The sequence below is a fragment of the Vibrio aestuarianus genome, from assembly GCF_012395185.1.
In the GTDB taxonomy this organism is placed as follows: domain Bacteria; phylum Pseudomonadota; class Gammaproteobacteria; order Enterobacterales; family Vibrionaceae; genus Vibrio; species Vibrio aestuarianus.
Genome location: NZ_JAAZTU010000001.1, coordinates 175,536 through 190,123 on the forward strand (window position 1 = coordinate 175,536; position 14,588 = coordinate 190,123).

Sequence of the window (14,588 nt, forward strand, 5' to 3'; positions counted from 1 at the left end):
ATATTATTTACATATGGATGCTTTACTTTTCTATCTAGAATAAGCGTAATGGAAGTGAATTTCCCCTCGCTTTAGATAGGATGAGAGCACATGACGCTTAGGCATTTTTTAAAGCCGCATTGTCTTTTTTCATCAATGATAGCTTTGACTTCATTGATGAGCGGCACAGCGTTTTCTGGCTCAACACTGGATTTGGATAGCCAGCGAGAGCTCTATGATCAAGCACAACAGTTGCTTGATGAAAACAAGGTTGATGAATTTAAAAAACTCAGAAAAAAGATCGCAGATTATCCATTAACGCCCTATGTAGATTATCGATCGTTTCTGGTTGATCTTGGCGATAAACCGCCACTGGCCGTGCAGGTCTTTATTGATTCGCATGCGACTTTTCCTTTTTCTTATCGTATTCGTGCTCCTTATTTGGATGCTTTAGCAGCCAAAGAAAAATGGTCCACCTTATTAGCGTTTCAAAAATACGAACCCAATGACGAATTGTATCGTTGCCATTATTACAATGCTCATTACCAAACTGGACATCGAGATGTTGCTTTTAAAGGAGCCGAGCAACTTTGGTTGAGTGGTAACAGTATTGCAGATGCTTGCGAACCTTTATTTAATGCTTGGGAACAACAGGGTGGCTTGACGGATGATTGGGTGCTCAAGCGTATGTTACTAGCGTTTGATAAACGAAATCTAACGCTGATGAAATATCTCCAGAAAAAACTGAAGCTCGAAAAGTCATTACTAATCGCGCAATCCATGCTCGATCTGTACGCGAATCCTGACCAAGTGATAACTTTTGCTAAACACAATGTGAATGATGATTTTCACCAGCAGTTAGTTCAATTTTCGTTAGAAAAACTGGCCCGTAAAGATGCTGCTTTAGCGCAAGGTGTTTATCAAAGCTTGCTTGAAGGCAAAGTTTTAAGTGGAGAGCCGAGTCAGAAACTGGCTGACTACATCGCCAGACGATTATTGGACAGCGAAGATGAGCTATTAATGACATGGCGAGATAACGTTATTGCGCAAAGCTCAAATAACACTCTGAAAGAGCTGCGAATTCGTCTGGCATTACAATCGGCAGATTGGCGTGGTTTACAGTATTGGATTGAACAATTACCAGCGAAGAAGCAATCTAGTATTCGTTGGCAGTATTGGCTTGCAAGAGCTGAAATCGAGCTAGGAAATACCAGCAAGGGGATGCAGCGTTTGCAATCTATTACTGGGCAGCGCAATTTTTACAGTGTGGCTGCAGCCACTGTGGTTAAACAATCGATTAACTATCCCACTTCATCTATCGAGCTAAACGTTACTTTATTAAAGCCACATCAAACCACCTTAACGCGAATTCAAGAATTGATTGATCGCGATAAGATTACCGCAGCAAAAAGCGAATGGCGATGGTTGCTTGAGCGTGTATCGGAGCCAGAAAAAGAGATGTTAGCGGCTTATGCGGCCTCTCAAAATTGGCACCACTTAACGGTTACTGCTTCAATTGCTGCAAAAATGTGGGATAACACACAACTGCGCTTTCCATTAGCGCATCAGTGGTGGTTTAATTTTTATGGGCAAAAGCATGGCATAGACCCGATCATGTTAATGTCTTTAGCTCGCCAAGAAAGTGGCATGGATGTTGAGGCTCAATCTCCAGTAGGTGCTCGCGGAATTATGCAAATAATGCCGAGGACAGCAAGCTATACTGCTAAAAAGTATCAGCTAACCTACAATGGTGAAGATGAATTATATCAAGTGGGTAAGAATATTGAGATCGGAAGCCATTATTTGAATGGTTTGCTAGAGAAATACGATAACAACCGAATTTTTGCTTTTGCTGCTTATAATGCAGGTCCTAGTCGGGTCAATCAATGGCGAGAGAAGACCCAAGGCAAGTTAGATGCCTACGCCTTTATTGAAGCGATTCCGTTTAAAGAAACTCGGGGCTATGTGCAAAACATTTTAATGTTTGAGATCTATTACCGAGATTTGATGGGTGTTGAAGGTCAATTTCTTAACGCAAACGAAATTGATGCAAAATATTGATTCCAATAGTAGATGAAAGTTCTACAATAGCCTTAATGTATCACCTAGCGAGTACAAACATGTCGCAACAACCAGAGTACACAGACTGGCAACAGCTAATGACATTGGTCAAGCATGCCGCTGAGCAAGACCAGCATGAAATGCTACTTACGATGATGATGACACCGGATGAGCGAGAATCGTTGGTCGCGAGAGCCAATATTTTATGTGAGTTATTTAAGGGTGAATTATCACAGCGGCAAATTAGCCAAATGTTAGGGGTAGGGATTGCGACGATTACGCGAGGTTCTAACGAGCTGAAAACCAAATCAGATCAAGAAAAGTCCCAACTCGCCGCTTTATTACTGAAATAAAACGGGCGAGTTCAGCGTAGCGCTAGTTTGGCTTGCGCTACGCTGATAAGTTTGCAGGAAAATGGCTTGGGTTAGTAAATGGAATTAAGGCCAAAATCAGCGCTTGCTGATAGACCGAGCTGCGAGTGAGTTGATTTTGTGTCAACAGGCTAATCGCTCCTCCTTTTTGTTTGATATTTTCCGTCGCAAATACCTCATCCATCACATCTCCCAGCTCATTGGCGGTGGCCAATTTTTCTAAGACGATAGGCGGTAACATCAAACTTGCTGAGCGAGATTCCCCACGATGAGTGTCCGATTCGATGATCATCCAAGCAAAGGTCACATTCCCTTCTATGCCCGCTTCTAACCCGACGTAATAATCAGCGCCAGGGTAAATTTCTTTAGCATGTTGGACACGATTAAGCGCGCCTAGATGAGTTTCATCATTACTCATTGGTTGATCAGCAACACCGCTTGGAACGCTGACACCAGTAAAGGCAAATTGTTGTTGTGGAAATACACTTTCAAATGCACTGCGTACCGCGTTAATTTTTGCCGGGTTAAGAGAGGCAATGGTCACGTTTTTCATAAGTTAGGCTTAGTTCTTTTTGTTGTTTATACCATGAAGCGAGGGCATTCAAGGTCATAGGTTTTGCAAAATAATACCCTTGCATATAATCACAATGATAGCCGGCAAGCCAGTGATGCATCTCTTGATTTTCAATACCTTCAGCAGTCACCAGCATCGATTGAGAGTGGCATAAGTCTATCAGTGGCTTAATGACCTTTTGATTATTGGTTGCAATGAGTGTATCCAAAAATAGTCGGTCAAATTTAATTTTTTGTACCGGATATTGCACAAGCTGTGTGATCGAGGTGTAACCAGAACCAAAATCATCTATCGCGAGCCCATATCCTAAATGAGAAAGTTCATGGAGTAGAGGAAACCCTTTAGAGTTGGTGGCAAAAGTTTCTGTGATTTCAAAATCAATCAAATGTGGGGGAATCGCATTTTCTTGTGCATGTTTGTGAATGTAATGTGCTAATTGCAATGTGTTCAGTTCTGCTGATGAAAGGTTTATTGACACTTGCACGGGATGTTCACTAATGGCTTGTAATGCGTGAAACTCCTTGAAAGCGCTGCGAATAACCCATCGGTCAATGCTACCAAATAGCCCTGTTTGTTCGGCGATAGGAATAAACTCTTTTGGCGACACTAGCCCTAATTGCTTAGATTCCCAGCGAAGTAAAACTTCTACCCCCGCAATCGTGTTGCCATTACGATTTAAATAGGGTTGATAAACAAGGCTAAATTCTCGTTCAAAATCGCCCAACCGTAATGCTTGTTCAATATTTGCTCTACGCTGAACGCCTTTATCGAGATCGGGTGAATAGTAAGCAATTTGGTTTTTGCCCGCATTTTTTGCTTGATACATGGCGGTGTCAGCATTCAACAGTAGTTTCTCAAGGGTATTTCCATCAAAGGGATAAGTGGCTATGCCAATACTCGCTGTGATAGGGAAATTGCCTAGCGGAGAATTACTTTGATTTTGGATAGGAGCTAATAACTGAGTCGCAAACTCTGTGGCTCCTTGGCTAAAGGAGCTAGGAGCTGAAATAAATATCGAAAATTCATCACCAGAAAGGCGAGCAGCCAAATTTTTGACTTGGTATTGAGTGTAGAAGAAGTGACTTAATGAACGAACATGCTGGGCAAAATTGACGAGCAAGGTGTCACCGACCTGATGACCATATTTATCATTTACGTATTTAAAATTATCGAGGTCAATATACAGCACCCAAATATTGTCGTTATATCGTGCATTAGAGAGCACTCGCTCGACGGATTGTTTAAAGTGGTGGCGGTTTGCGAGTTTCGTTAGGTGATCATATTCAGCTAACGCCTTGGTTTTCTTATAAGTGGTATCAAGCTCTTGATACATATCGTAGAAGCGAGAAGAAAGGCGACCTATTTCATCTTTGGTGTCGAGTGTCTCAATGTTGTCGCGCTGTTTATTCTCTACTTCTTTTAATTGTTTATCTAATTGGGAGATTGGTTTGATGACATGGCGATACAGCAAAAATAGCAGTAAAAAAACAGTGACAAATGCTGATGTGCCAAATGATAAGGCCAAACGTTTTAAAATAATATTGAGTTTGTTGTTAATAAGAAATTGAGCTGGATCTAAGGTTGCATACAATCCGGGTTTCAATTCAACGGTTTGTGTCAGTCCAATTTTATCTATATTAGAATTTTCAGAGAAGAAAATAGTACTTTGATTATCAAATTCAATTTGTTTTCTGAGTTGATCAAATTGTTCTAGTGCAGCGAAGACAACGACAAAAAATATTTGATCTCGGTTATAGCTTAGAGGGGCAGCTAGCGTTTTTTTATCGAGCACATCATAGCGAACTAGAATACCTTCACCGCTAGAGTTAGTGATATAGCTAATATCAGATATTTTCTGGGTATGATTAAAAGTATCTTGCACATAGTTAAGTACTTTTTTGTCAATAGTTGCGAACGGGTCAATGCTATTTTCAGCATAATAGAGTACATTTTTGCTGCCATCTAAAATAGATAACGCAACAAAACGTCCTTCTCGAGATTGAAGAATATCTAACGTTTGCTGAAAATTATCGACTAATTCTAATTCTCTATAGGGGTTTTTTTCATGTGCTACATAATGACGAATAATGTCACTTTTCGTTAGTGTGTAGGCGTAACTATTTACAAGAGAGTGAGTCTGGCGAAACAGCCCTGCGAGCTTTTCCATACTTAGCTGTAGATAGCTTTCCTCACGTTTTAGCAAGGCGTCTTTTTGGCTAGAGTAAATAATGTAACTCGACGCCGCTGCACTCAAAAGGATAACTGGGGCGATCAGTAACAGGATTCTATTGTTGAGCTTCATGTTGTTCCAAAATACTGTTAATGATTTTTGCTCTTAAACTGATGTTGGTCGGTATCAATTCACTATCAATGATGCCTTGTTCTAGCAAGGTCGGATCTGGGAATAATGATGCATCATTTTGATAGCTATTAGGCATCAATTTTAATGCACTTAAGTTCGGTGTCGCAGCTTTAATATCTTTTGCATTCGTTGCGGCAGTTTCTGGAAGCATTAGGTAATTTAAGAATGCTTTCGCTTGCTGCTTATTTTTGGAATTACTATTTATGGCTAAGCAGTCTACCCAAATATAAGGTTTACCATTGGGTGTGACGAAATCCCAATCGTCTCCTCCAAAGTACTTGTTTAGTGAGTATTGATCACCACTATAAGCGAGTGCCATGTGTAAATTATCGCTATCAGGATGGCTTCGTACGTAACTCAACACATATTCATAGGTCAAAATATTGGGATTAACGGATAGCATTGCCTGATACGCATTTTTAAGTGCAGCTTGGTCATCAGTGATTGGCGATTGTGATTGGCTATACAGTGCAGGCAATAGAGTTTCGACCGTATCGGTCAACATACCGACATGACCTTTAAGTGTATCGGGCATATCGAGAAAATCAGTCCATTTTGTGGGGGCTTCTGTGACTTTACTTTTCTTATAGGCTATTCCTACTGTTCCCCAAAAATAAGGAATAGCGTGAGAGCCACAAGCTTGGTTCCATTTGTTGTCATTATATTTTCTATTTTCAAGGTCACTTAAATCTTCAAACGTTTTCAGGCGAGAATATATAAGTGCAGACACATTATCGAGTACGACAATATCAAAAGGAAGCTGGAGGCTTTTTACCATTAACAGGCTGCGTTCATCATCATTATCAAAATGATATAGGTGAATGTTGGTTTCAGTATTTTCGCTCCACTCAGAAATGATCTGAGGGGAGATGGTATCCTCCCACAGATAAATATTGAGTTCTGAACTTAGTATTGGCATTGAAATGCTAAAACCACAAAGCATTAAAGCGCCTAGATGAGCTTTCGTCATGATATAAGTGGATGAACCTTATTTGTCTGAGGAAGAGCATCGATCACAATGAGAGTCACAAGACTTGCGGAAACTATCCGTAATTCAAAGTGCGCTGACAGCCCTATACAATAGCGATAAATAATACTAAAACGCGCGCATTATATGAGCTTTGTTGCTAGCTGTCAGCAGACTCATGACAAAAATTTGACTAAGTGACGATTATTGTAGTTTTACTTGGGTCGGTTTAACGTTTTCGCTTGGGTAGCAACCAAGTACTTTTAGGTGTTTGGTTATTTTCATCAATTCATTGATTGATTGTTGCATTTCGACTGAATCTAAGTGTGATTCGAGATCAACATAAAACATTTCTTCCCAAGGATTACCCATGATTGGGCGCGATTCCAACTTAGTCATATTGATACCATATCGTTGCAGAACCAGTAAGGTTTCAACTAATGAACCTGCTTGTTGAGAGGTAGACATTATCAAGGTAGTTTTAGCTGGTATTTGAGTCGAGACTTCTACCGGCTTTCTAGCAACGATAATAAAACGAGTATGGTTTTCTGTTTGATTGGCGATATTGCCTTTGATTGCTTGCAGACCATAAAGTTTGCCACTAGAAGCATTGCCAATTGCAGCTACATCGTTTCGATTCAGTTCTTGGACTTTTTGCATAGCATCAGCCGTACTAGCACAAGACTCCAGTTTAACGCCTTTTAGACGGCTTAAAAACTCACTGCACTGCTGGTGAGGCTGAGGGTGGGAGTAGAGTACTTTGAGATCTTCTAATTTCAGGTCAGAAGTAGCGACTAGGCAATGTTCAATTGGTAATGTTAATTCACCGACAATATATAGCGTTGTGTGCTGTAGAAGATCATAAACTTCATTGATTGAACCCGAGCTGGTATTTTCAATAGGAAGAACACCGTAATCGGCATGCCCAGATTCTACGGTCTTGGTTACTTCTCTGAAATGCTCACAATTGAGTTCAATCAGTTCAGTGTTTTTTCTGCTGAAATACTCACGTGTTGCAAGGTGTGAATAGGAGCCTTTTGCGCCTAGAAATGCGACGCGGGCTAGTGGTTTACGGCTGAGTTGAGGGTTTGCTAAATTCTGTAAATAGGATTGTTGTAGAAGCACTGAGTCTTCAATAATAGTGTGGAATAATTTCGTGATGTATTGTGCATCCAAATTATATTTTTCTTTGCCATTATTTATCAGTTTTACCAAAAGTTGCTGTTCACGTACTGCATCTCGTACTGGCTTTGCGGTTTCAATTTTGCTCTTTGCTACTTCGATGCTGAACTTACGACGTTCAGAGAGCAAATTCAGTAGTTGGTCGTCGAGTTCGTTGAGACGTATGCGGATCTCGTCGAGTGAATATTGTTTGTCTGTCATAGAATAATCCTTGTAAAAAAGCCTCCCGGTGGGAGGCTTTCTGTTCGTTTTTGACTTATCTTCTGTCAACGACCATGCCTCCAAATATTATTGGAGAAAAAAGAAGTCAAAAAAGAACAGCGAAGTTAAGTGCATAAAATCAGGTTTCGTTTTAAGTGTGAGAACACAATAAGCAAGCAGCTATAGGGCGTCAAGCAAAAAAATAGCGCCTAACGGGCGCTATTTTCAATCCTTTTAATCTTTATTCGATTTCTTCTTCCACTTCCGGTTTCTCTGTACGACGAGCTTCTGGTTTGTGGCGCAGTTTATTGAGTTGACGTTCTAGTTTTTGTTCTACCTCATTAACAGCTGTATAAAGATCTTCATGTACTGCGGAAGCGACGAGTTGTCCTTTGGGTACCGTAATTATCGCTTCAAATTTTTTCTGTTTGCCTGGTTCTTCACTAAAGCTAGCTTGGCAGCCAATAATGTCCACTTGCCATTTTTCTAACTTCTTAAATTTGCTCTCAATGTGATCGCGGATTGCAGAGGTGATGTCGATATTTTTACCAGTGATATTTACTTTCATAGATTTTTTCCTCTGTGTCATCCCTCATGGGTTAACTCCAGATTACCTATTCGATAAGAAATAAATGTGATCTACATCACCTTATGGTGAGGGTTTTCTAATGTTGGGTTTAAACGTGATCTCACGCAAAAAGTGGTATTAAGAGGGCAAGGAAAAGCTTGAGATTCATATTGGTTACGATAGATTGAATGGTATCGCAAGCTAAAAACTTCTCCATTTTTAGGGCCTTTTTACGGCTTAATAAACGTGTTGTTTATTTGCTAAGCAGGTAGGGTAAGTTGCGTCCAATGCCACTCAGGTTTTGTATTCATACCTACGGTGGCGTCTACTCATTTTCTTCTGTGTTTTTCTAGCTCTCTCATATTTAACCGCTGATCGCAAAAGACCATTAACAAACCATGTGTCAATATCGTTTGTTAATGGTTGAATTTGATCTGTGCTGCGAAATGGTTACTCTGGGTTTAGTGCAATCAACTTTTCTGTTCTTTCTATTGCGTCATCAAGTTTTAGTTGTTTGTAGGCTTCAAGTTGAATGCGCAAGGATTTTCTCGCCGCTTCTGTATCAGGGTAAGTTTTTTGTAACTCCTGAGTACGATTAATCGCCGCTATCCATGCTTCTCGACGTAGATAGAAATCAGCGGTCGCTAGATCATATTCGGCTAAACGATTTTTGAGAGCAAATAAACGTTTATGTGCATCTTCTGCATATGGGCTCGTTGGATAGCGTTGCAGTAATTTTTTGAAATCAACAAAGGCTGCTTTTACTGGTTCAGGATCACGATCTGAACGATCAACATTAAAAAGATCATGCATGAAGTTACGGTCTTGAGCCATGTGCGTTAAGCCACGCATATAAAGTACCCAGTCCATTTTTTCGTGGGTTGGGTTTAAACGTGTAAAGCGTTCAATCGTAGCTAATCCTAAAGCAAGATCATCGTTTTTATAATAGGCATAGATAAGATCAAGTTGCACTTGTTCGGAGTAAGCTCCGAATGGATAGCGTGAATCTAACGCTTCAAGTTTTTCTATTGCAGTAAGCCAATTGCCACTTTGCAGTGAAATTTGTGCATCTGAATACAATTCAGAAGGCGGCACATCAGGGACAATATCTTCGCTGCTTGAACAGCCAAATAACAGTGATAGTGCGAGTAAGCCTGATAAAGTGTGGTGTTTCATGACAGGAGTCGGTTCCTTGAATTAGTGCTTCTTAATTGAGTGCGTAATCGCTTTATAAATCGTTTCGTTACTTTCTTACCAGTAACAGATACAATAAAGCCATATTTTATCCATACTAGACGCTATTAGTCTCACGGTTTTTAAAAAAGTTCTATATGGCTCAGCAGATTGAATTAACAAATACAGTAAAAGATAGCCAGTTAGGTCAACGTTTAGACCAAGCTGTCGCTGAATTATTCGCTGATTTCTCACGCTCACGTCTAAAAGAGTGGCTTTTAGATGGCAAGGTTCAGGTTAATGGTGAAGTGATTACCAAACCGCGAACTAAAGTCATGGGTGGCGAAATCATTACCGTTCAAGCCGAACTTGAAGATGAAGAGCGTTGGGAAGCGCAAGACATTCCTTTAGACATTGTTTATGAAGATGATGACATTATTGTCATCAATAAACCACGAGATTTTGTCGTTCATCCTGGTGCCGGAACACCCGATGGCACAGTGCTTAACGCACTATTGTTCCATTATCCAGCTATTGCGGAAGTTCCACGTGCAGGTATTGTGCACCGTTTGGACAAAGATACTACCGGGTTAATGGTGGTAGCTAAAACGGTACCCGCTCAAACTCATTTGGTTCGAGCGCTACAAAAGCGCAATATCACTCGTGAGTATGAAGCGATTGCAATCGGAACGATGACGGCTGGTGGCATGATTGATAAGCCAATTGGTCGCCATTCAACTAAACGAACCTTAATGGCCGTTAGCCCTTTAGGTAAGCCGGCGGTAACTCATTACCGTGTCGCTGAACATTTCCGCGAGCATACGCGTATTCGTCTCCGTCTTGAAACTGGTCGTACACACCAAATTCGCGTGCATATGTCTTACTTACAGCATCCACTTTTAGGGGATACAGCTTACGGCGGCCGAGCTCGTATTCCAAAAGGGGCAACGGAAGAACTGGCTGAAATGATTCGCGGTTTTGATCGTCAAGCATTGCATGCTGTGATGCTTAGATTTAATCATCCAGTTACCGGCGAAGAACTTGAGTTTCATGCGCCTGTTCCAGACGATATGGTCGAAATGGCTGAAGCACTTCGAGTGGACACCAAGCTGAATAAAAAAGAAGAATATTAATGGAAATGGTCATCCCTAATTGGAATGCTCCTAAAAATGTGAAGGCTTTCTCTTCGACAAGAATCGGTGGTTTTTCACTTGCTCCTTACGAGGGGCTCAATTTAGGAACTCATGTTGGGGATGACTCATCATTAGTTGAGCGCAATCGTAATTGGCTTCTACAACAAGCTCAATTACCTGCGATGCCTATTTGGTTAAACCAAACTCATTCCACTCACGTCATTGAAGTGAGCTCATCCACGAATGATATTTTGGATGCCGATGGTCTTTTCACTCAACACCCCAATGTTGTCTGTTCAGCAATGACCGCTGATTGCTTACCCGTTTTATTGACTAATACTGCAGGAACTCAAGTGTCTGCTGTACATGCGGGTTGGCGCGGACTCGCCAACGGCATTATTGAAAATGCAGTGGCGCAATTTTCTGGTGATGTGATAGCTTGGCTCGGGCCTGCAATTGGACCACTCGCTTTTGAAGTGGGTCATGATGTCTATCAAGCTTTCGTTGATGTAGACGTTAAGGCTTTTCATGCATTTTCTGCAAAAGGAGATGGAAAGTGGCTAGCGAATATGTCTCAACTGGCAATATTAAGGCTGAATCAATGCGGAGTTGAGCAAGTATTTGACAGTGGTCTTTGTACTTATCAAGATCCTGCACGTTTCTATTCTTATCGACGAGATGGTATTACCGGACGCCAAGCATCCTTTATTTGGATTGAATAGCTATTTAAATTAGAAAATCTTCCCACACCTCCCCCCTTGAAAAAACCATGCCTCGTATCCATCTTTAGCTACATAAGATTGGTCTCTCAACAATAGAATGAGGAATATTGGTATGCGTTTAGATCGATTTACAAGCAAATTTCAAATTGCAATTTCTGATGCGCAATCATTGGCATTAGGCCGTGATCATCAATATATAGAGCCCGTTCATTTGATGGTGGCGCTGCTTGACCAAAATGGTAGCCCGATTCGTCCACTACTGACGATGCTAAGTATTGATGTGATGCATCTTCGCTCAAAGTTAGGTGAAATTTTAGATCGCTTACCTAAAGTCAGTGGTATTGGTGGTGATGTGCAATTGTCGAGTGCTATGGGCACTATGTTTAACTTGTGTGACAAGTTGGCCCAAAAACGCCAAGATTCGTACATCTCATCTGAAGTATTTTTGTTAGCGGCGCTAGAAGATAAAGGTGCGCTTGGGAAACTGCTAAAAGAATTAGGTTTAACCGAAAAGAAATTATCGGATGCAATAGAGCAGATCCGCGGGGGGCAGAAAGTTAATGACCCAAATGCTGAAGAGCTAAGACAAGCTTTAGAAAAGTTTACTATCGATCTTACAGAGCGAGCGGAGCAGGGTAAGCTTGATCCTGTTATTGGTCGTGATGACGAAATTCGTCGCACTATCCAGGTACTGCAACGCCGAACTAAAAACAACCCAGTCATTATCGGTGAACCGGGGGTGGGTAAAACCGCCATTGTTGAAGGGTTAGCACAACGCATTATCAACAACGAAGTACCTGAAGGTCTACGTGGTAGGCGTGTTTTGTCGCTAGACATGGGCGCTTTGGTAGCGGGTGCTAAATATCGTGGTGAATTTGAAGAGCGCTTAAAATCAGTACTTAATGAGTTAGCTAAGGAAGAAGGCAACGTCATTTTGTTTATTGATGAACTACATACGATGGTTGGTGCAGGGAAAGGCGAAGGTTCAATGGATGCTGGTAATATGCTCAAACCTGCACTGGCCCGCGGAGAACTGCATTGTGTTGGAGCAACAACTTTAGATGAGTATCGCCAGTATATAGAGAAAGACCCTGCTCTTGAGCGCCGCTTCCAAAAAGTATTGGTTGATGAGCCGAGCGTAGAAGATACCGTCGCTATTTTACGTGGTCTGAAAGAACGTTATGAACTTCATCATCATGTTGAAATTACTGACCCTGCAATTGTTGCCGCGGCGAGTTTATCGCACCGTTATGTTTCTGATCGACAATTGCCGGACAAAGCGATCGACTTGATTGATGAGGCTGCATCAAGTATACGCATGCAGATTGACTCAAAACCAGAATCACTGGATAAGTTAGAACGCAAGATTATTCAGCTTAAAATAGAGCAGCAGGCATTAACCAATGAGCACGATGAGGCGAGCACCAAACGTTTGTTTACTTTGAATGAAGAACTCAAAGAAAAAGAGCGTGAATTCGCTGAATTGGAAGAAGTATGGAATGCAGAAAAAGCGGCGCTTTCAGGTACTCAGCATATCAAGTCTGAACTGGAACAAGCTCGGATGGATATGGAATTCGCTCGTCGAGCGGGTGACTTAAGCCGGATGTCGGAATTGCAATACGGCCGTATTCCTGAATTGGAAAAACAACTTGACCTTGCCACTCAGGCTGAAATGCAAGAAATGACCTTGTTACGAAATAAAGTAACTGATGTTGAAATTGCAGAAGTATTATCAAAGCAAACAGGAATCCCAGTATCGAAAATGCTTGAAGCAGAAAAAGAAAAGCTGCTGAAAATGGAAGCTGTACTGCATAAAAGAGTGATCGGACAAGTAGAAGCTGTTGAAGTGGTTTCAAATGCAATTCGCCGTAGTCGAGCTGGTTTATCAGATCCGCAGCGACCGATCGGATCTTTCCTATTCTTGGGCCCAACTGGTGTTGGTAAAACGGAGCTTTGTAAGACACTCGCCAATTTCATGTTTGATAGTGAAGATGCCATGGTGCGCATTGATATGTCCGAGTTTATGGAAAAACATTCTGTTGCTCGCCTTGTCGGTGCACCTCCTGGTTATGTTGGATATGAAGAAGGTGGATATTTAACGGAAGCTGTGCGTCGTAGACCTTATTCAGTCATTCTGCTTGATGAGGTGGAAAAAGCACATCCGGATGTATTCAATATTCTGTTACAGGTGCTAGATGATGGTCGCTTGACTGATGGTCAGGGTCGTACGGTCGATTTTCGTAATACCGTAGTGATAATGACATCGAACTTGGGGTCTGCTCGTATTCAAGAAAAATTCGCAAGTCTCAACTATGAAGGCATCAAAAATGAAGTTATGGAGGTGGTGAGCAAACACTTTAGACCAGAATTCTTAAACCGAGTCGATGAAAGTGTTGTGTTCCATCCGCTCGGACAAGAACAAATTAAGTCGATTGCTTCTATTCAACTGGCCCGTCTTGGTCAAAGAATGGAAGAGAAAGGCTATCAACTAGAAGTATCAGATAAAGCGTTAGAACTGATCTCTCAAGTTGGATTTGATCCTGTCTATGGTGCGCGGCCTTTGAAACGGGCAATTCAACAGAGTGTTGAAAACCCACTAGCAAAAGATATATTAGCTGGAAAAATCTTGCCAGATAAAAAAGTGAAGTTGATTGTTAGCAATGATCAAATCATTGCTCATCAAGATTAATCACTGTCTATACCTACAAAAAGGACCATTATTGGTCCTTTTTGTATAATAAATGCTTACTTTGATTGTTTAATGAGCAAGCGAACGGCTTGTTAGAAAAAAATGCGTTTTATCGCTTGTATCATTGTTCAAACTGCCTATAATGCGCCTCGTTGTCACGGCAGACCAATCAGGTCAGCCAGCAACATGACGGAAACTTATCAAAGATAAGTGCAAGAGAAATAACTAATAAAGTGTTTGACACTTGAAGTTAAATCGCTAGAATTACCGTCCGCTTTGAGAGTAACGCCTCGCAAAGTAACGCTCTTTAACAATATAAACCTATCAATCTGTGTGGGCACTCGTTGATGATAATCGAAAAAGATTTATCAATGAACTGAGTGACCTGAACTAGCAATAGTTCGAATGCTTTTTGATTTCACTTTTTAAAAGTGAAAACCAAGAAGCGGCACAGTCAATTCATTGTTGTTCTGTTGGAGCAACAATAGCTTTAAAATTACTTTTTACTTTCGAGTAAAAGCAGTTTTGAAGTCAGTATTCATTGAGCCGGTCTTAGGACCAACAAAACTTTAATTGAAGAGTTTGATCATGGCTCAGATTGAACGC

At 41.1% G+C, this 14,588-nt stretch carries 11 protein-coding genes and 1 other annotated feature; of the genes, 5 read left to right on the plus strand and 6 right to left on the minus strand.

Annotated features, from left to right (window positions below):
* The first annotated feature begins 90 nt into the window (after nucleotides 1-90).
* Together sltY and trpR are read left to right on the plus strand one after the other, a co-directional pair.
* A complete protein-coding gene (sltY, locus tag HGG78_RS00740) occupies nucleotides 91-2,040 on the plus strand; it encodes a murein transglycosylase (protein WP_172531820.1) in 1,950 nt (649 codons plus the stop codon).
* 59 nt (nucleotides 2,041-2,099) lie between these two features.
* A complete protein-coding gene (gene trpR / locus HGG78_RS00745) occupies nucleotides 2,100-2,393 on the plus strand; it encodes a trp operon repressor (RefSeq protein ID WP_053311214.1) in 294 nt (97 codons plus the stop codon).
* 37 nt (nucleotides 2,394-2,430) lie between these two features.
* Here trpR and yjjX read toward each other — a convergent pair whose 3' ends face one another.
* The 6 genes from yjjX to bamD all read right to left on the minus strand — a co-directional run bounded on the left by yjjX (nucleotide 2,431) and on the right by bamD (nucleotide 9,441).
* Entirely contained in the window at nucleotides 2,431-2,964 is a 534-nt protein-coding gene (yjjX, locus tag HGG78_RS00750) for an inosine/xanthosine triphosphatase (RefSeq protein WP_053311213.1), read from the minus strand.
* Nucleotides 2,936-5,287: a putative bifunctional diguanylate cyclase/phosphodiesterase gene (locus tag HGG78_RS00755; RefSeq protein ID WP_168523144.1), complete on the minus strand. Its 2,352-nt coding sequence runs from the start codon at nucleotides 5,285-5,287 to the stop codon at nucleotides 2,936-2,938. The genes yjjX and HGG78_RS00755 overlap by 29 nt, the downstream gene beginning before the upstream one ends.
* Entirely contained in the window at nucleotides 5,271-6,317 is a 1,047-nt protein-coding gene (locus HGG78_RS00760) for a polyamine ABC transporter substrate-binding protein (protein WP_172531821.1), read from the minus strand. The genes HGG78_RS00755 and HGG78_RS00760 overlap by 17 nt, the downstream gene beginning before the upstream one ends.
* Before the next feature lie 201 nt (nucleotides 6,318-6,518).
* Complete coding sequence (pheA, locus tag HGG78_RS00765) at nucleotides 6,519-7,697, minus strand: prephenate dehydratase (protein ID WP_053311210.1); 1,179 nt, start codon at nucleotides 7,695-7,697, stop codon at nucleotides 6,519-6,521.
* A gap of 11 nt (nucleotides 7,698-7,708) precedes the next feature.
* Nucleotides 7,709-7,830, minus strand: a sequence feature (Phe leader region).
* Between the two features lie 108 nt (nucleotides 7,831-7,938).
* Nucleotides 7,939-8,265 (minus strand): ribosome hibernation-promoting factor, HPF/YfiA family, encoded by a 327-nt coding sequence (gene hpf, locus HGG78_RS00770; protein ID WP_053311209.1) that lies wholly within the window; start codon nucleotides 8,263-8,265, stop codon nucleotides 7,939-7,941.
* A gap of 450 nt (nucleotides 8,266-8,715) precedes the next feature.
* Nucleotides 8,716-9,441 carry an outer membrane protein assembly factor BamD gene (bamD, locus tag HGG78_RS00775; protein WP_171980869.1) on the minus strand — a complete coding sequence of 242 codons (726 nt, stop codon included), beginning with the start codon at nucleotides 9,439-9,441 and terminating at the stop codon, nucleotides 8,716-8,718.
* Between the two features lie 155 nt (nucleotides 9,442-9,596).
* On the opposite strand from bamD, the gene rluD reads away from it, so the two are divergent.
* The 3 genes from rluD to clpB all read left to right on the plus strand — a co-directional run bounded on the left by rluD (nucleotide 9,597) and on the right by clpB (nucleotide 13,982).
* Nucleotides 9,597-10,571: a 23S rRNA pseudouridine(1911/1915/1917) synthase RluD gene (rluD, locus tag HGG78_RS00780; RefSeq protein ID WP_053311207.1), complete on the plus strand. Its 975-nt coding sequence runs from the start codon at nucleotides 9,597-9,599 to the stop codon at nucleotides 10,569-10,571.
* Entirely contained in the window at nucleotides 10,571-11,293 is a 723-nt protein-coding gene (pgeF, locus tag HGG78_RS00785; RefSeq protein ID WP_053311206.1) for a peptidoglycan editing factor PgeF, read from the plus strand. Before rluD ends, pgeF begins: the two co-directional genes overlap by 1 nt.
* 112 nt (nucleotides 11,294-11,405) lie before the next feature.
* On the plus strand, nucleotides 11,406-13,982 hold the full coding sequence (clpB, locus tag HGG78_RS00790; RefSeq protein WP_172531822.1) for an ATP-dependent chaperone ClpB: 2,577 nt from the start codon (nucleotides 11,406-11,408) through the stop codon (nucleotides 13,980-13,982).
* The last annotated feature ends 606 nt before the right edge of the window (nucleotides 13,983-14,588 follow it).